At 41.6% G+C, this 17,867-nt stretch carries 16 protein-coding genes and 1 rRNA gene; 7 read left to right on the forward strand and 10 right to left on the reverse strand.

The features are described from left to right. Window positions 1-120: 120 nt before the first annotated feature. The 5 genes from ribF (at window position 121) to FTU62_RS02200 (ending at window position 5,727) form a co-directional block, all read left to right on the forward strand. A complete protein-coding gene (gene ribF, locus FTU62_RS02180; RefSeq protein ID WP_180101707.1) occupies window positions 121-1,122 on the forward strand; it encodes a riboflavin biosynthesis protein RibF in 1,002 nt (333 codons plus the stop codon). 63 nt (window positions 1,123-1,185) lie between these two features. Then, the gene (gene ileS, locus FTU62_RS02185; protein WP_180101708.1) at window positions 1,186-4,032 is read left to right on the forward strand and encodes an isoleucine--tRNA ligase; all 2,847 of its coding nucleotides are present in this window, start codon (window positions 1,186-1,188) and stop codon (window positions 4,030-4,032) included. Continuing rightward, window positions 4,025-4,564 carry a signal peptidase II gene (gene lspA, locus FTU62_RS02190; RefSeq protein ID WP_180084480.1) on the forward strand — a complete coding sequence of 180 codons (540 nt, stop codon included), beginning with the start codon at window positions 4,025-4,027 and terminating at the stop codon, window positions 4,562-4,564. The genes ileS and lspA overlap by 8 nt, the downstream gene beginning before the upstream one ends. Further along, complete coding sequence (locus tag FTU62_RS02195; protein WP_078190656.1) at window positions 4,557-5,039, forward strand: peptidylprolyl isomerase; 483 nt, start codon at window positions 4,557-4,559, stop codon at window positions 5,037-5,039. Before lspA ends, FTU62_RS02195 begins: the two co-directional genes overlap by 8 nt. 145 nt (window positions 5,040-5,184) lie before the next feature. Further along, complete coding sequence (locus FTU62_RS02200; RefSeq protein WP_180084481.1) at window positions 5,185-5,727, forward strand: NADPH-dependent FMN reductase; 543 nt, start codon at window positions 5,185-5,187, stop codon at window positions 5,725-5,727. A 299-nt stretch (window positions 5,728-6,026) separates the two neighbouring features. Here FTU62_RS02200 and FTU62_RS02205 read toward each other — a convergent pair whose 3' ends face one another. From FTU62_RS02205 to FTU62_RS02220, 4 genes are all read right to left on the reverse strand, one after another. Continuing rightward, entirely contained in the window at window positions 6,027-7,319 is a 1,293-nt protein-coding gene (locus FTU62_RS02205; protein ID WP_180101709.1) for a glutamate carboxypeptidase, read from the reverse strand. Between the two features lie 537 nt (window positions 7,320-7,856). Beyond that, window positions 7,857-9,146 carry a glutamate carboxypeptidase gene (locus FTU62_RS02210; RefSeq protein ID WP_180101710.1) on the reverse strand — a complete coding sequence of 430 codons (1,290 nt, stop codon included), beginning with the start codon at window positions 9,144-9,146 and terminating at the stop codon, window positions 7,857-7,859. A gap of 488 nt (window positions 9,147-9,634) precedes the next feature. Further along, window positions 9,635-10,030 (reverse strand): tautomerase family protein, encoded by a 396-nt coding sequence (locus FTU62_RS02215; RefSeq protein ID WP_078194522.1) that lies wholly within the window; start codon window positions 10,028-10,030, stop codon window positions 9,635-9,637. Between the two features lie 35 nt (window positions 10,031-10,065). Beyond that, window positions 10,066-10,242, reverse strand: a complete 177-nt coding sequence (locus FTU62_RS02220) for a hypothetical protein (protein ID WP_171263829.1) — start codon at window positions 10,240-10,242, stop codon at window positions 10,066-10,068. Window positions 10,243-10,501: 259 nt separating this feature from the next. Here FTU62_RS02220 and FTU62_RS02225 point away from each other — a divergent pair, with 259 nt between their 5' ends. After that, window positions 10,502-11,542 (forward strand): TauD/TfdA family dioxygenase, encoded by a 1,041-nt coding sequence (locus FTU62_RS02225; RefSeq protein ID WP_180092613.1) that lies wholly within the window; start codon window positions 10,502-10,504, stop codon window positions 11,540-11,542. Here the strand turns inward: FTU62_RS02225 and FTU62_RS02230 are convergent. Next, window positions 11,539-12,810: a PQQ-dependent sugar dehydrogenase gene (locus tag FTU62_RS02230; protein WP_180101711.1), complete on the reverse strand. Its 1,272-nt coding sequence runs from the start codon at window positions 12,808-12,810 to the stop codon at window positions 11,539-11,541. The genes FTU62_RS02225 and FTU62_RS02230 overlap by 4 nt on opposite strands. Before the next feature lie 443 nt (window positions 12,811-13,253). Between FTU62_RS02230 and FTU62_RS02235 the strand changes: the two genes are divergently transcribed. Beyond that, window positions 13,254-13,847, forward strand: coding sequence for a type 1 glutamine amidotransferase domain-containing protein (locus tag FTU62_RS02235; RefSeq protein ID WP_180101712.1), 594 nt, complete (start codon window positions 13,254-13,256; stop codon window positions 13,845-13,847). A gap of 68 nt (window positions 13,848-13,915) precedes the next feature. On the opposite strand, the gene FTU62_RS02240 is transcribed toward FTU62_RS02235, so the two are convergent. The 5 genes from FTU62_RS02240 to rrf all read right to left on the reverse strand — a co-directional run bounded on the left by FTU62_RS02240 (window position 13,916) and on the right by rrf (window position 17,863). Then, the gene (locus tag FTU62_RS02240) at window positions 13,916-14,227 is read right to left on the reverse strand and encodes an ankyrin repeat domain-containing protein (protein WP_180101713.1); all 312 of its coding nucleotides are present in this window, start codon (window positions 14,225-14,227) and stop codon (window positions 13,916-13,918) included. An 84-nt stretch (window positions 14,228-14,311) separates the two neighbouring features. Next, complete coding sequence (locus FTU62_RS02245) at window positions 14,312-15,046, reverse strand: group I intron-associated PD-(D/E)XK endonuclease (RefSeq protein WP_180101714.1); 735 nt, start codon at window positions 15,044-15,046, stop codon at window positions 14,312-14,314. Window positions 15,047-15,206: 160 nt separating this feature from the next. Next, on the reverse strand, window positions 15,207-16,556 hold the full coding sequence (locus tag FTU62_RS02250) for an MFS transporter (RefSeq protein ID WP_180092598.1): 1,350 nt from the start codon (window positions 16,554-16,556) through the stop codon (window positions 15,207-15,209). Between the two features lie 407 nt (window positions 16,557-16,963). Beyond that, a complete protein-coding gene (locus FTU62_RS02255) occupies window positions 16,964-17,515 on the reverse strand; it encodes a DUF4256 domain-containing protein (protein WP_180101715.1) in 552 nt (183 codons plus the stop codon). Between the two features lie 233 nt (window positions 17,516-17,748). Further along, a 5S ribosomal RNA gene (rrf, locus tag FTU62_RS02260) occupies window positions 17,749-17,863 on the reverse strand. Window positions 17,864-17,867 lie beyond the last annotated feature (4 nt).

The raw sequence follows: 17,867 nt of genomic DNA on the forward strand, positions 1-17,867 counted from the left end.
TTTACTGATAATAAATTCATCTCTGCATAAAAAAACTTGAGTAAAAACACAACAACAAGACGAACGCAGAAGATTATGGCAATATATAGCCCTCAAACATTTTCAACAATTGATTCGCCCATGAAGCTGCTCCGTCTGAATGCTTTAGCGCCCCACTTAGAACTCCCCAAAACTGCCGTGACCATTGGCAATTTTGATGGCGTACATTTGGGTCATCAAGCGATGGTCAGCCAGCTCAAAGACATAGCACAGCAACAAAACTTAAAAACAGCTGTGATGATTTTTGAGCCACAACCACTTGAATTCTTTAAAGCTTATGACGCTCCACCTCGAATCAGTTCACTACGTGAAAAAGTCGAATATTTAACTGAACTGGGCGTCGACTATATTGTGGTGGCGAAATTTGACAATGCCTTTCGTAATCTCAGCGCTGAAGAATTTGCCGATATTTTAAAAAATAAGCTCAATACACAAAGTTTAGTTTTGGGCGAAGATCACCACTTTGGCAAAAACCGTCAAGGCAATAGCGAATTTTTACGCCAATACGGCTTCCAAGTCACAGCCCTGCAAAATGTCGAAGTCGATGGCGAACGTGTCAGTTCAACACTGGTTCGTCAGACATTACAAGCAGGCGACCTTGCCCATGCCGCAAAGCTTTTAGGTCGTCCTTATAGCATCACAGGTCGTGTACAGTATGGTGATCAAATCGGTCGCACGATTAATTTTCCTACCATTAATGTGCGTTTAAACCGTCATAAACCTTGTTTAAATGGCATTTATGCAGTCGATGTCATTTGTGAAACCGAATCTTTAACAGATAAAGTAAAAAGCGAAAATGCTGACAAATTAGGGGTTGCAGGTTATGCACCCTCTGCCCTGTTTGGTGCAGGGCATGTTGGTACGCGTCCCGCGATTAAACAGGAACATCCTGAATGGCGATTAGAAGTACATTTTCCTGATGTTTCTGCTAATCTGTATGGCCTGTTAATGCGGGTGACGTTCTTGAACTTTTTACATGGCGAAAAGAACTACCCTTCGCTTGAAGCACTGAAAGCGGGAATTGATGATGACGTCGAAAAGCTCCTTGAGTTTCGAGGTCAGCACCCTCATTTCCCCTTTTAAACCCCGATTATTTATTGTAAAACGCGTCAGTCAACGGGCTGATAAATTTGGAAGACAACTTGCATGAGCGATAAGCAAACTCCTGAAAATGCAGTGGATTATAAAGCCACGCTAAACCTCCCAGGTACTGAATTTGCGATGAAAGCAAATCTCGCAGTACGTGAAGCGAAATGGTTAGAAGAGTGGTATGCCGACAACATTTATCAGCAGATTCGTGCATCGCGTATTGGCAAGAAAAAATATGTGCTTCATGACGGCCCTCCATACGCAAATGGTCAAATTCACTTAGGCCATGCGGTAAACAAAGTTTTAAAAGACATCATCATCAAAAGCCGTGTAATGGACGGTTTTGACGCACCGTATGTACCGGGCTGGGACTGTCACGGTCTTCCAATCGAACTGAAAGTTGAAGAAAAAGTCGGTAAAGTCAGCGTAAAAGTAGATGCATCAACTTTCCGTAAAGCGTGCCGTGAATATGCCTACACCCAAGTCGAATTACAGAAAAAAGACTTCGTGCGTATGGGCGTATTTGGTGATTGGGACAACCCTTACCTCACCATGAACTTCAAACAAGAAGCCGACATCGTTCGTTCGCTCGGTGAAATTGCCAAAGCAGGCCATATTGAGCCGGGTCTTAAACCAGTCAACTGGTGTTTGGACTGTGGTTCTGCCTTAGCTGAAGCTGAAGTGGAATACGAAGACAAAAAATCAGATGCGATTGACGTTGGTTTTAGCGTTGTTGATTTGGCTGATTTATCTGCACGCCTAGGTGTTACAGTTAGCGATTCTACAGATATCGTAATCTGGACAACCACGCCTTGGACTATGCCTGCCAACCAAGCGGTTGCTCTACATGCTGAACTTGAATACCAATTGGTGAAAGCAACTGGCGAAGACAAAGCAGCGCAAAACTTCATCCTTGCAAAATCATTGGTTGAATCTGCAACGCAGCGTTATGGTTTTAACGCAGTTGAAGTAATTGCTGAGTTTGCAGGTGCAAAACTTGAAAACCTAGTACTACAACATCCGTTAATTGCTGAACGCCAAGTACCAGTAATCTTAGGTGAGCACGTGACTGATGGTAGTGGTACAGGTGCTGTACATACCGCGCCAGGTCATGGTGTGGACGACTATAAAGTTGGCTTACAGTACAACCTGAAAGTTGACAATCCTGTCGGCGGCAACGGTGTATATTTACCAACTGCGCCAATTTTTGCAGGCGAACACATCTACAAAGCCAATCCAAAAATCATTGCTGCTTTAACCGAAGCAGGCAAACTTTGGGCACATGTGGTGATCAAACATAGCTATCCACATTGCTGGCGCCATAAAACACCGATTATCTTCCGTGCAACACCGCAATGGTTCATCAGCATGGATGCAAAAGGTTTACGCCAAGGTGCATTGAACGCGATTGAAAATGACATCAGCTTCGTACCGGATTGGGGTAAAAACCGTATCCAATCGATGATTGAAGGTCGTCCAGACTGGTGTATCTCACGTCAACGTACATGGGGCGTGCCAATTCCATTCTTCGTGCATAAAGACACCAACGAACTTCACCCGCGTACGCCTGAGCTGATCGAAAAAGTGGCGAAGCTGATTGAGCAAGAAGGTATTGACGGCTGGTATAACCGTGATGCGTCTGAGTTTATCGGTGTAGATGCAGAGCAATACAATGCAGTTCGTGACACTCTAGACGTTTGGTTTGACTCTGGAACAACACACTTTGCAGTACTCCGTGAACGTGAAGAATTGCAAGACCCTGCTGACTTGTACCTTGAAGGTTCTGACCAACATCGTGGCTGGTTCCAGTCTTCATTGTTGACGTCTATGGCGATTAATAACCGCGCACCTTACAAAGGCTTATTGACTCACGGCTTCGTTGTTGACGAAAAAGGCCGCAAAATGTCGAAGTCGATCGGTAACGTGATCACTCCACAAGACATCATCAAAGACATGGGTGCAGATGGTCTACGTTTCTGGATCGCCTCTGCAGACTACCGTTATGAAATGACTGCAGGTAAAGAAATCTTTAGCCGTGCATCAGATGGTTACCGCCGTATCCGTAACACATTGCGTTTCTTGTTGGCTAACTTGAATGGCTTCAAACCATCGACGGATGCGTTGCCTGTTGATCAATTGATCGCGCTTGATCAATACATCTTGCAACGTGCTGCGGAAGTACAGAAAACCATTCAGCAAGCCTATGAAGATATGAACTTCCATATCGTGACCAGCGCATTGACCAACTTCTGTATTAATGACTTGGGTGGTTTCTACCTCGACATCATCAAAGACCGTCAGTACACCACTAAGGCAGACTCAGCTGCGCGTCATTCTGCGCAAACTGCGTTGTATCACTTGGTTCAAGCCTTTGTCCGTTGGATGTCTCCAATCTTGAGCTTTACCGCACAAGAAGCTTGGCCGTTAATTCCAGAGCAATCTGAGAAATATGTATTTACTGCGGAGTGGTATGACATTCCTGTAGCCTCTACAGCAAATTTAGTGACTGAAGCTGAATGGCAAACCTTGATCACCGTTAAATCTGCAGTGAACAAGTTTATTGAAGCTGCACGTACTGCAAAAACTGTGGGTTCAAACTTGTCTGCTAAAGTTGAACTTTGGGCCAATGCTGAGCTGAAAGCTGTTTTAGACAAATTCGGTGAAGAACTGCGTTTTGTCCTCATCACTTCTCAAGTGATTGTCAATGAGTTTGATGCAGCGCAAGGTGAAGCCTCTGACCTTGATGGTTTAAATGTCAAAGTCTCTGCTGCTGACGGTGAAAAATGTGCACGCTGCTGGCATGTATTGCCAGATGTGAATACACATCACGAACATCCAGGTCTTTGTTCTCGTTGTATTATTAACCTTCCTACAGGTCAAGGCGAAGAGAGAAAATATGCCTAATCCACAAGAAAAAAAGGGCTTCTTTCAATTCTACCCACACAATTTAGTGTGGGTGGGCTTATCCATTGTTGCCATTATTTTGGATCAATGGACCAAATGGATTGCAAGTACACATCTGAACTACGCAGATCCTGTACCTGTCATGCCCTTTTTAAATTGGACATTACTACATAACTATGGCGCAGCCTTTAGTTTCTTGTCCGATGCCGGTGGATGGCAACGTTATTTCTTTACTTCACTCGCAGGACTTGTGTCTGTCATTTTTGTATTTTGGCTCATGCGTATGCCAAAAAACGTGAAAGTTTTACCACTTGCGATTGCCCTGATTTTAGGTGGCGCAATCGGCAACTTAATTGACCGTGTATCTTTAGGTTATGTGGTGGATTTCATTCACGTGTATTACAACAACAGCCACTTTCCTGCATTTAATATTGCAGACAGTGCCATTACTTTAGGCACGATTCTGCTTCTTATCGATACGTTTTTCTTAGAAAAACACCGAATTCAACGTGCGGAAGCGCAAAATGACTGATTTTATCAATCCTAACGAGGAAACTCGTATTGAAGAAGGCTCTAAAGTAGACCTTCACTTTTCTGTTGCTATTGAAAATGGCGTAGAAATTGACAATACCCGTAGCCGTGCTGAACCTGTCAGCCTTGTCATGGGTGATGGCAGCTTATTACCGGGTTTTGAGAAAGCTTTATTCGGTTTACGTGCAGGTGACCGCCGTACCGTGAGCCTTCCTCCTGAAGATGCTTTTGGTCCATGGAACCCAGAAAACGTACAAAAATTTGATACCGTCAAATTTGAGCAACGTCCTGTTGAAGGCCATATGATTGAGTTTGAAGATAAAGCCAAACAAAGTCTGTATGGAGTAATCAAAACCGTAGGTGAAGACATTACCGAAGTGGATTTCAACCACCCTCTAGCTGGTAAAAATATCACCTTTGAAGTTGAAATTTTCAAAGTGACCCCTGCCGGTCAACAAGGCGTGAAACTGATCTAAGTTTCAGCAAATAAAAAGCTCCTTCGGGAGCTTTTTTTATCACTATTTTTATAACTATCAATCGACTCGATACATTTTCTGTATATGCAACGGACCGTTTTCATATTAATTTAATGCAAGACTTTAAAACAAGACAGGAAATACGATGAAACTTCATATTATTGTCGGCAGTGTCCGCGAAGGCCGTACGGCAATTAAGATTGCCAACTGGCTACTTTCAGAAATCGAAAGCTATGACTACAGTACCGTAGAAACTGAAATTGTCGATTTAAAAGAATGGGATCTGCCTATTTTTGCAGGCGCACATCCACCATTAACCGGGATTTATGACCAACCCAAACAACAAGCATGGGCAGATAAAATCGCGCAAGGTGACGCATTTATTTTCATTAGCCCTGAATATAACCACGGCTACAGCCCTGCGCTCAAAAATGCATTGGATTACCTCGGTAAAGAATGGGCCGGAAAACCTGCGGCATACGTTAGCTATGGTGGCACCAATGGTTCACGTTCGATTGATCAAATTCGCCAAGTGGCAACCCAATTGGGCTTAATTGACAGTAATGCTGTGGTTGAAATTCGTGACATTTTCACGCGCAATCAAACAGATAAGTTCGAACCGAATGATTTTGACAACAAAGCGGTTAAGGGGATTTTCAAAAAATTACTGCAATATGTGAGTACTTAATTCTTGCCGTTCGCGTGATAGATGCCGCCTTTTGTAGGTTCAGGCTTAGATTATTTTCAGCAGATGGCAGCTATACGCCATGCATCATCCACGATAAAGTTAAAGCATACAGACACAGGAAGTTTCTAGAATAAAAAGAATGGAACATGCAGGAAGCGATTGATTTGACAGGAGTTGAATCTTAGCAATATACGAAAAAGCCCCAACAGGACGTTGGGGCTTTTTCATTTCGTTCTGTATGCTTAATCATAATGAAGCCCACCTAGGTAGGCTCCTTCTAATCATTGCGATATAGAATATTATCTTGCTTTCGACACATCCACAATTAATCGTGTTGCCAAATACAAACGCGGAATAATACTGTCTTTTAAAATATATTCTGCATTGCTTGAGTGAGCCCCATCTCCTGATAATCCCATTCCCTCAATTACAGCAGCTTTCGACTTTACTCCAGCAAAAGCAGCATCAGTACCGCCTCCTGTTGGAGTCAAAGAAACAGTCAATGGAATGTTTAACTCATTTTTATAGATGTCTTGCGCTTTTTCAGCCAACTTTTTAGAGGCATCATTTACAGCCAACGGTGGACGGCGGACTTCAAATTTCACACTGACTTGGCTATCTGATAACTTTTTATTTTTGATTTTCTCATTTAACGTTTTTTCCACGGCCTCAAAGTCTTGGACACGTAGTGCTCTGACATCCGCCTGTGCAGCAGCATGTTCTGGAATGACATTGCGTGTTTTACCCGCTTCCGCCACAGTCCAATTCAGCTTTAACCCAGTGTTAGGATCAGATAGATTTTGCATTTGTGCGATTTGGTGAGAGAGCTCAGTGAGTGCATTCACCCCTGCCTCAGGTTTCACACCGGCATGTGAAGATTTTCCTTTAATTTCTAAATAGGCTGCGCCAATGCCACTGGTTGCCAGACGTAAGTTACCATCTTTACCGCCCCCTTCAAAAGACAACACCACATCCTGATCTTGTGCTGTTTCTGTAATCAACTTACGTGAGGCAGGTGAGCTGATTTCCTCATCTGAATTCATCAAAACAGTGATCGTGCCATAGTCTTTATAATTCAATTTTTTAAGGGTATTCAAAACATGCAAAATTGCAGCTACCCCTTGTTTATCATCAATGATACCTAAGCCATAGACCTGATTACCGTCAATTTTAAACGGTTGGTTTTTAAGCATTCCCCGTTCATAAACCGTATCCATATGCGCGATCATCATGATTTTACTTTTACCTTGACCTTTCAATACCCCTTTAACTATTGGTCCCATTGTCTCAGGTGTATCGTCCATGCGATAAATATCTGTACTTTCGATCACACTCACTTCAGCACCGACATTCTTCAACTGATCTGCCACCACTTTGGCCATTTGATTCAGGCCTTCAAGATCCTTACTGCCGGATTCAATATTGACCAAGGTTTTCAAGGTCTCTAAATAACTTTGCTTTTGACTTTCCGCAACTTGCATAATCTCTTGTGGAGATGCTGCCCGACTTGCTGAAGCACTAAGCGCAATGACGCAGCCTAATGCGAGCTGAAGTTTTGATGTCGTCCGTTGTTGTGTAAGTGTTCTTAGCATCGATCTTATTCCCTGTATATTTTTCATTATGAATTTTTAATGTCTGATAAATTAATTCACCATTCAACCAATTAATCGCAAAAATATGTAACACCGCTGATGAAGATTTTAATCTCATCAAAACCAGCTTCCCGCTGTTTTAAAACAGGTTTAGATCGATTTGGGTCAATAGTTCTATCGGTCGATAGCCTTAATGCTGTGCAATACATTGACGCGACGGACAGAATGATAATTTAGGTGTTGTACGTTTTGGCTTACATCAGATGCGGATAATAGACACTATTCACGTTATTGGATTACTTTTATATTAAGGTCATACAGCGACAGGATGTCACTGAACATAAAACAACAATGATAAGACAATGAGCAGGAAGCTTAACGGTAGGACAGGAGTTATACCGCTAGAATGAATCCGAAAAAGCCCCGACAGGATGTCGGGGCTTTTTTCATTTCAAATGCTACATAAGAATAGCTCTAACATGAGCCACAACCAAACTCAGGGCAATGGCTCATTAGATCTCACCCAATCGGATACGATTACTTTTTAGAACTCTCCACAATTAAACGGGTCACCAAGTACAAACGCGGTACGATAGAATCTGTCAAAATATATTCAGCTTTATCTGAATGTAATCCATCACCTGACATGCCTAGTCCCTCAATGATCGCGGCTCTCGAACTAACCCCAGCAAAAGCGGCATCAGTACCACCACCCCAAGCGGTCGTTTCAACTTTCATCGGCAGCTTTAATTCGTTTGTGTAAATCTGCTGGGCTGTCGCGGCCAATTTTTTGGCTTGTGGACTGGCTTCTAAAGGTGGTCGACGGACTTCAAATTTGACCTCGACCTGACTTTCCGCCAATTTTTTGGTTTTGACTTTTTGCTTCAATGTTTTTTCCAACTCAGCAAAATCTTGTGGTTTTAAGGAACGAGCATCTGCCTGCGCTGTCGCATGGTCAGGAATCACATTTCGGGTTTTTCCAGCCGTCGCAACAGTCCAATTCAGCTTTAAACCCGTTTTCGGATTGGATAGATTTTCTAATTGTTGAATCTGAAAAGCCAGTTCTGTCAAGGCATTGACCCCTGCTTCAGGTTTTACCCCCGCATGCGAACCCCGCCCTTTAATATCTAAATAAGCCGCACCAATCCCACTAGTGGCTAACATCAAACTTCCCTCTAAACCACCGGTTTCAAAGGAGAGGACAACGTCCTGATTTTGAGCTGTATCCATAATCAATTGGCGCGAGCCGGGTGAACTGATTTCTTCATCTGAATTAATTAACACCGTAATGGTGCCGTAATCTTGGTACTTCAGCTGTTTCAGCATATCCAAGACATGAATCACTGCAGCAACACCTTGCTTGTCGTCCAAAATACCTAAACCATAGGCTTTATTACCATCTATACGAAACGGTTGACCTTGTAATTGGCCCTTTTGATACACCGTATCATTATGTGCCAACAACATAATGTTCGTTTTACCTTTGCCTTTCAGTACCGCTTTTACAATCGGCCCTGTCTGATCTGGCGCACCATCGAGTTTCATGATGTCTTTGGGCTGAATCACGTTCACCTCAGCCCCTGTGGCTTTTAATTGCTCTGCGACCACCTTAGCAATTTGATTCAAACCCTCAATATCTTTACTGCCGGATTCAATATTGACCAAGGTTTTCAAGGTCTCTAAATAACTTTGCTTTTGACTTTCCGCAATTTGCATAATCTCTTGTGGAGATGCTGCCCAACTTGCTGAAGCACTAAGCGCAATAACGCAGCCTAATGTGAGCTGAAGTTTTGATGTCGTCCGTTGTTGTGTAAGTATTCTTAGCATCGATCTTATTCCCTGTATATTTTTCATTATGAATTTTTAATGTCTGATAAATTAGTTCACCATTCAACCAATTAATCGCAAAAATATGTAACACCGCTGATGAAGACTTTAATCACATCAAAACCAGCTTCCTGCTGTTTTAAAAGCGGTTTAGATAATATGGATGCATAGATCTAACGGTCGATAGCCTTAATGCTGTGCAATACATTGACGCGACGGACAGAATGATAATTTAGGTGTTGTACGTTTTGGCTTACATCAGATGCGGATAATAGACACTATTCACGTTATTGGATTACTTTTATATTAAGGTCATACAGCGACAGGATGTCACTGAACATAAAACAACAATGATAAGACAATGAGCAGGAAGCTTAACGGTAGGACAGGAGTTATACCGCTAGAATGAATCCGAAAAAGCCCCGACAGGATGTCGGGGCTTTTTCGTTTAGGCTTCATGAAAGCAACAATCCATGTATTTGCACAGACTAAACATCCACCTGAAAACCTAAATCAACATCACAGGCGGCTTGACCACCTCGAATCCCCCAATTTTCTAGAGGGCTTTCACGTAAGGTAATGATGATATGGTCTGCTGGAATACCAAATTCCACCAAATTTTGCACCAGTAATTGATATAACTTACGCTTGGTTGCTAAGGTTCGTCCCGCAAAACAATCAATGGTGATATGCGTAAAGCGCTCAGGCTGCGTCAAATGATCAAACACCTGAAACCGATGTGGCGCATGCACTTGCAAACGTATATTGCGGTCATATCGAGGCAATTGAAAACTCTGTTGTATGGCGTCAAAGACAGCATTTATCAGCTGTTGCTCTTGTTCTATGCTGTATTGCATCCGTATATCGATTTGTGTTGCAGGCATGCGCGAAACTCATTGTTGTTATTTAGATCACTACACTAGCAGGATTTAGCGACGTTCTGCTGTAGGCATTTACCTACAGCACTTGCAGTATTTACGCCTGTAGCCTCAACAGCAACGCGCCTATAGTAAGAACATACAGAGACAGGATGTCTTGCAATAAAAATAAATAATGCACATGCAGCAGGAACGCTGATCGGTATGACAGGAGTCATATCTTTAGAATGAATCTAAAAAGCCCTCGATAGGATGTCGAGGGCTTTTTTCATGTCGTCATTCATTCAACGATCGCGCTCTATTCGTCGAAAAATCGCAATTTATCAACAATACTTACATCGCAACAGTAAAACTGTACTTATAATCGGCAGAGAATTTAGACAGAATAACGGCTGCGAGTTCAGCAGCTCGAACTGTCAGCGCTTAGGGATTAGGCGACAACAATAAAAATTGAATTAAAAAATTAGAGAATGACCTATGCAATTGCAACAGCAACAACTGAATAGTTTTACCCGCATTTTTCATGCCGCTCCAGAACACAATAGCCCGCAAGATCTTGCACAATATATTGGCGCGCATCGACAAGAGCTTTTACAACAAATCCATGAAAATGGCATCTTACTGTTTCGTGGTTTTAACATCGAGCAACCCGAACAATTTAACCAACTGATTGAACAATATTTCCAGTTTACCCCATGGAATGCATTTAACCCCAATATGCCCAGCTGGGTTGCATCATGGATGCGAAAATACAGCGAGAAATTGCTCGGCGCAGGTGACTACCGTCGTTATATCGACCGCAACACAGTGCAATTGGGTCCAGTCGAAAACTCGGTACAAGGCCCGCATGTTGAAGGTGGCGTGCGCTCAGAACGCTCGCGTTATATCGCCTTATTCTGTCAGGAACCTTCGACGTATTTGGCAGAAACTGGGTTCAATAACTTAGAGCAAATTTGGGAGAATTTTCCGAAATATCTACAAGAAAAATATCTCGGCGCATGGAACCATTTTTCTTATGTTTCGGCACGTGAGGTGGGACTATTTGACCGATTATTGCTGAAAAAGAGCCCGTTTAGTTTAGAGATTCGACAAGATAAAAAAGCCAAACTAACCTTGCAGCGTTCGCCACTGGTGATTCATCACCCCGATACAAAAAAGCATGTGATTCAGCCGTGGGCTTTTGCCAATAATACCAACCCATTTACCCATCAGGCCGCGAAAAATTGCTTTGAAAATCGAGGGGAGATTGAAATCGATTCAACGGCGGACGGCATGCAACTGACATGGGAAATTTACACGCTAGAAGGTCAACAAATTGAATGGAACGATGCCGAAAAGCAGCAATTTTTTGATGCGATGTATAAAGATGCTCTGCTTTTACAATGGCATAAAGGCGATGTTGCTATTGTGGATAATATTAAAATTGCGCATTGGCGGATGAATGGAGAACAGGGAAATCGTAAATTGATTCAAATTCAAGCCAATGCATTTAATGCCGATGAGCACTATGCGGCTTAGCTGACGTATTTAAAATTCGTGTAGGCCTGTATGTGAGAAGCCCCGTAGGGGCTTTTTTTTATTTTTTGAATTTTTTGTTTATTTTTTAGTCGATATTTCGGCTCAATTTTGAATAACCATGCCTTTTCTCCATCTTCAATGCCCCAAATACTGCCATCTTTGGCTTCAATGAGTCCACGGATACGCTGTGGCATGGCAATTCGTTGTGTTTCTTGGACAGGTTTAAGCTCTGTATCAACAATTACAATCGCTTGTGAAGATAAGCCACCAATCAGGGCCTTATTTTTCCACTGTGGGAAACGATCGCCCTGATAAAACATCAGACTGGATGGTGAAATCACAGGTGTCCAACTGATGAGCGGCGCTTCAAATTCAGGCCGTGTATGATGATCAGGAATCGGTTGATCATCATAATGATCGCCATTCGACACATGCGGATAGCCATAGTTTTTCGCACGCTGCACGAGATTTAACTCATCACCGCCTTTCGGGCCCATCTCAGCCACCCAAAGCTGCTGTTTTGCATCAAATGCCATGCCTAAAGGGTTACGGTGCCCGAAGCTCCACACTTGCTTTGCAACCTCGCCTTGGGTCTGAAATGGATTATCTGCAGCAGGTGTTCCATCACTATTTAAGCGCAGCACTTTACCCAAATTTGACTGCAGATCTTGTGCAGGATCAAACTTCTGACGTTCGCCCGAACTCACCCATAATTTTCCATCTACGCCAAACTGCATTCGGTGTGAATAATGGCCTTGACCTTCTACTTTTGGAATTTGCCTCCAAATGATTTTTCGCTGTTTTAAACTTGGCACAGCTTCATTGAGGTTTAAAGTGGCTTTTTCGATGATAGCGCCATAACCACCCTGTCCTGTTTCTGCATAGCTCAGATATATCTGATGATTTTTTTCAAACTGCGGATCAAGTGCAATATCACCTAAGCCGCCTTGTCCGCCATAGGCAACTTTAGGAAGGTTTTTCACCTGTATTTTCTGCTGGTTTTGAGGATTAAAGATGATCAGTTGACCTTTTCTTTCAGTCAGCAATATACGGCCGTCTGAGAGCGGCTGGATGGCCCAAGGCTCATTAAATTGAGCGATTTTTTGTATTTTAAAGCGCTGTTCTTGCTGGACTTGTGCAGAATTTTGAGCTTGGCTTGGTGTTTGATCTTGTGCTTTAGATGTAGTGCTTCCTGCATGGCATGCGGCGATCATCAGGATGCCGACGATAAGGCTAGGCGTTCGAAAATATTGTAAGCATTGTTTCATTTACTGTTCCCTTCCCTTTTATAATCATTTGATTCTAATCAATTAATCAGATGATTTTTCTTTGCAAAGGTAACAGAATAATTTTGTACGTTTTGGCTTACATGACATGCAGAAAATTGCGGCTTTCCAAGTTTCTGAAACAGGCCTAATCTACAGTTATCAGGAGACAGGAAGTTTCCGAAACATAAAACAATAACAATAAGTTTCTGCATCAGGATGTGAGATATGACAAGGAGTTGTATCTAGAACACGAAATACGAAGAAAACCCCAACAGGATGTTGGGGTTTTCTTTTTCTAGCTGATTTTTAAAAGTTCGCTCTAATCTAGAACTTTCGCATAACATCTCTGTCAAAACTTCTTACAGTTTCCTGCGAAATTATTACATACCCAAATCTGTCAGCTTGTTAGCGTGGTAGACAATCCTCATTGCAAGGAGTCAATCATGACTTTAAAAGCTTTAGTGATAACGTCAAATGTCGGTGTTGAACATGACGAGCTGATCCAACCATTAAATTATTTAAATGAAAAGGGAATTGAAGCCATTCATGCCGCTATTAAGCATGCGGTTGTCCAAACAGTAAAAGCCGACAAAAAGGTCGAAGCTGAAGTTCAACCCAATGCCCAATTGAGCAGCGTAAATGCTGAAGACTATGATGTGTTAGTAATTCCAGGCGGAACTGTCAATGCAGATCATCTACGGATCGATGAAGATGCACTGCGACTTATTCAAAACTTTGCTGACCATCAAAAACCTATTGCTGCAATTTGTCATGGTCCTTGGGCGCTCATTAATGCTGAACGAATTCGTGATAAAACTCTGACGTCTTATAAAAGTATTCGTTTGGATTTGGAAAATGCGGGTGCACATTGGGTCGATGAGCAGGTGCACCGCTGTAATACGAGTGGTTGGGTGCTCATTACTTCTCGTTGTCCAGATGACTTGCCTGCGTTTAATCAAGCGATTCAGCAGGAGCTTGAGCAACAGCAACAGCAACAGCAACAGCAACAGCAACAGCAACAGCAACAGCAACAATAATACTAAAATGAAAATACCCGCATATTGCATGCGGGTGTTTTATGAATCAACATTATAAAATATATGGCTTACAAATTTTTTAAGTACGCCACAACATCGTCATGACCTGCCATCTCTGCAAGTTCTAAAGCGGTGTATTGGGTTTTGTGCTTTACGTCTGCACCTTTGCCTACCAATAGCTTCACTACGTCTAAATAGCCGTTTTCTGCGGCTGCATGCAGTGCGCTATAGCCTTCGTCATCGGCAGTGTTTACGTCTGTGCCATTTGCCAAAGATTTTTCGACTTCTGCGAGTTCACCTAAAGATGCCCAGTACACCAGTTCAGGCAGATGCAGTTCTTCATCATCTTCAGGGATTGGGGAGATAGAATTAAATTGCATGATCATAATACCTATTTGTAATTTCTATAAATATCGCTTGTCAATTAATGACCATGGCAGAATTGGTCATATAAATCAGTTTATTTAACGAATTTTATCAAATCTATTTAAAGCGTAATTCACAGTTTCCTTTGAATTTAATAAATATTTTCCATTTTTATCGCGTTCAATACGAATGGATAATTTAGCCGCTTGTGTAATAGTTCCAGATTCCAGTAATCGACTGATATCACTATTTGGAAGAATAATATAATTATTTACATAAGATGGACCATTACATGATCGTAATACAAAAATATAGAAAGTACATGATGCATCCTTTGAATCATAAGATCTCTGATTTATCATGAATCTATACTGATTATTTGATTCAGATATATTGGCTGTTTTAACCTGTATATGAAAGTATTTATTATCTTTTGCTGCGACAAGATCAATACCATCATCAACAGCCATATATGATGTATTAAATCCAAAAAATAATAATTCAGCCATCACTGCAAATTCACCAGCCTTGCCCGTATACAGTGCATTAACTGTAGGTGGCGGTGGAACAATATCAGGTACAACTTTTTTGATTTTTAATCTGTAAATTCCCCGTCTTGGAGCACCTTTAGAATTTTTTGGTTTTGTGAACTCTGATTTTGTTTTATATTTGTCAATATCCTTTGAAAGTATCGAAGAGATTTTCTTAGATAAAACATCTAGATGCTGCTGAGTATGAGGATATTTCGCTACGATTGCTTCTGCTATTTGATCAACATGCATTTCTTTTCGCGATTCCTTCATTACTTCTTTAATTTGCTCAATAAACTCCATCTCTCCCCCCATAAAATAGTCATAGTTAAGTTTTTATATCTTTTTTAAAAACTTATAAATATAGAATATTAGAAAATATAAAATAATTATTTTATTAGCATTTTAAATAACCCAAAAAAAAGCCCCCTTACGGAGGCTTTTCTATTTAAAGAATCACGACTTAAGCATTGGCTGTAGATGCATCTTTAACATCAATTTTATCACTGTCATTTTCATGCATGATCAATGCAACCGCGATTGCAGTAATCAGTACAGGTAAACCTACCGCCATAAAGTTGAAATGCGCAGGTAAGTTCATACCGAGCAAACCACCAATCAAAATCGGGCCTACAATTGCGCCCATACGTCCAATTGCAGAAGACCAACCAATACCCGTCGAACGTACAGCAAGTGGGTAATACTGCGCCACATAGCTGTATAGCAGCATTTGCGAACCAATAGATGCAGCACCTGCCAAGAATACCAAAATGTATAGCAAGAACTGATTCGATTGGAAGCCCATCAAGCTCATCACAATCGCGCCCATCATACCCAAAACCATCAGCACAGGTTTTAAATGGAAACGGTCAGCCAAAATACCACCGCCAACAATACCCACAACTGCGCCCACGTTCATGACCATCATGAACATTAAGCTGTTATCCATAGAATAACCGGCTGCCATCATCAGTTTTGGTAACCAGCTGCTTAGCGCATACATGGTCAATAGGCACGTAAAGAACGCCACCCAAAACAGCAATGTATTTACGGCACGACCACGGCGGAACAAACTCACCACGTTAGCAGCTTCAGGTACATTTTCTTGCGGTAAAGTGAACACTGTATTTTCAGTCACTTTCACTTCAGGCGCTAAGCGCTTCACGATACTGCGGGCTTTTTCCTGTTTGTTTTCTTTCACCATAAATGCCAAAGATTCAGGTAAGAATTTCCAAATGACAGGTAAAAGGAACAGTGGAATACCCGCAATAAAGAACATGATTTGCCAACCAAAATCAGGGGTGAACCATGAACCTAAAAGTGCCGCCATCACACCACCGACTGCATAACCACTAAACATCGTCGTTACTAGTGTACTACGCATCTTCTGCGGCGCGTATTCCGACGTTAAAGCCACAAGGTTAGGCATTACACCGCCAATCCCTAAACCAGCCAAAAAACGCAAAATACCAAATTCTGTTGGATTTGACGCAAAACCACCGGCAAAGGTCAAACCACTAAATAAAACAATACAGATCATGATGACTTTTTTACGGCCAATCTTATCTGCTAAAGAACCAAAGAACATGGCACCAAACATCATCCCTGCGAGCGCAGTACTGGCAAGCATCCCCGCTTGCATTGCACTTAAGCCCCAGTCTTGCATGAGTAAAGGTAAAACCACGCCATTAATCGCTAAATCGTAGCCATCAAATAAAATAATCAATAAGCACCAAGCCACTACATTGAAGTGGAACGGGGTAAATTTAGCCTTATCGACTACAGAATTTATGTCTATTTTTTCCGTTGTCATCGTTCTCATCTCCCATGAGTACTTGTCCATAACATTCATTGAATTTTTAAGTAAAATTCAACAGCCACGGAATATACGGAACAGTGTTTTCTAGGGATATTAGACGTATGTTTAATAAATCTATTCGCTTATAAGTACATGTTAATTGTGTTATTTTTCATGCTTTAGTTTAATTATTAAACATTATCAGTATATGATTATTTAACTTCTTTTTTTAAATCATAATGTCCTTGTTTTTAGGTTTAATTCTTCTATTCTTTCATTCAACTTCAGAAAGACACACGATCATTTATTTCTATCTTTAGTTTAGAAAAATTTTAAATGACTAAAAAACAAACGTAACCATATATATAGAAAAGCTCGTTTGAACACTCTTGATTGTTTTAAATGCATTGATAGCACTGAGACTAAGCAATCACCAGCTTACAGCGAAATCCACGAGACGCATAATATGACTGCGCGCCATTATGGTAGCTAAATACATGATCGTAACGTCGGTCACAAAACAGTGCCCCGCCCTTTTGCCGAATATCCGCTGGCGTTACGATCCAACTCGAAGTCTTTAAATCGAAATGAAAAACTTGCTGTATCACTCGATAGTCTTCTTCCGTCAGTAGCTGAGCACCGATGTCTCGAACCATGTTTATAACGTTATTTTTGGGAGGATGATCCTTGCGATTATCCAAGGCATCACGGTCATAACACAAGCTTCGTCTAAGCTTTGGTGACTCTAAGCTGCAATCATAAAATATCAGGTCATTAGATTGCCGATTCAGCATAACAATATCTGGCTCACCGCCTGTTTTTTCCATTTCGATTAAAATTTTTAGTTTTGAGGGCTGTGCAATCAATTGCTTTTTAACATCATCCCAAAGCAATTCTGGATGCCGCTGCATATTTGCCTCAAAGCGTTGCTGCAATATCTCTAAAATAGAGACTTCATCGAGATTTTGGAGCATATGTACATCCTATTCTTTTTATACATTGAGACCGTACTTCACTATAAAGAATATAAACTCACCTTGATGTAAATTTTTAGCGCTGTTTAGCCTCATTCATTTTAAATATCTCTCGTTTTCCTATTTTTGTGCTTTAGCTTTTTCTACTTTTATAACGTTCTTTTCCTTTTTTCTTTTTTCTCCGTGCATAAAAAAACACCCCCTGCACGAGTCAGGGGGTGTTTCGAATAATGAGCTGGCGATGACTTACTCTCACATGGGTAACCCCACACTACCATCAGCGCTAAGAGGTTTCACTTCTGAGTTCGGGAAGGGATCAGGTGGTTCACTCTTGCTATTGTCGCCAGCACAA

The sequence above is a fragment of the Acinetobacter sp. YH12126 genome, from assembly GCF_013418745.1.
Classification (GTDB): Bacteria; Pseudomonadota; Gammaproteobacteria; order Pseudomonadales; family Moraxellaceae; genus Acinetobacter; species Acinetobacter amyesii.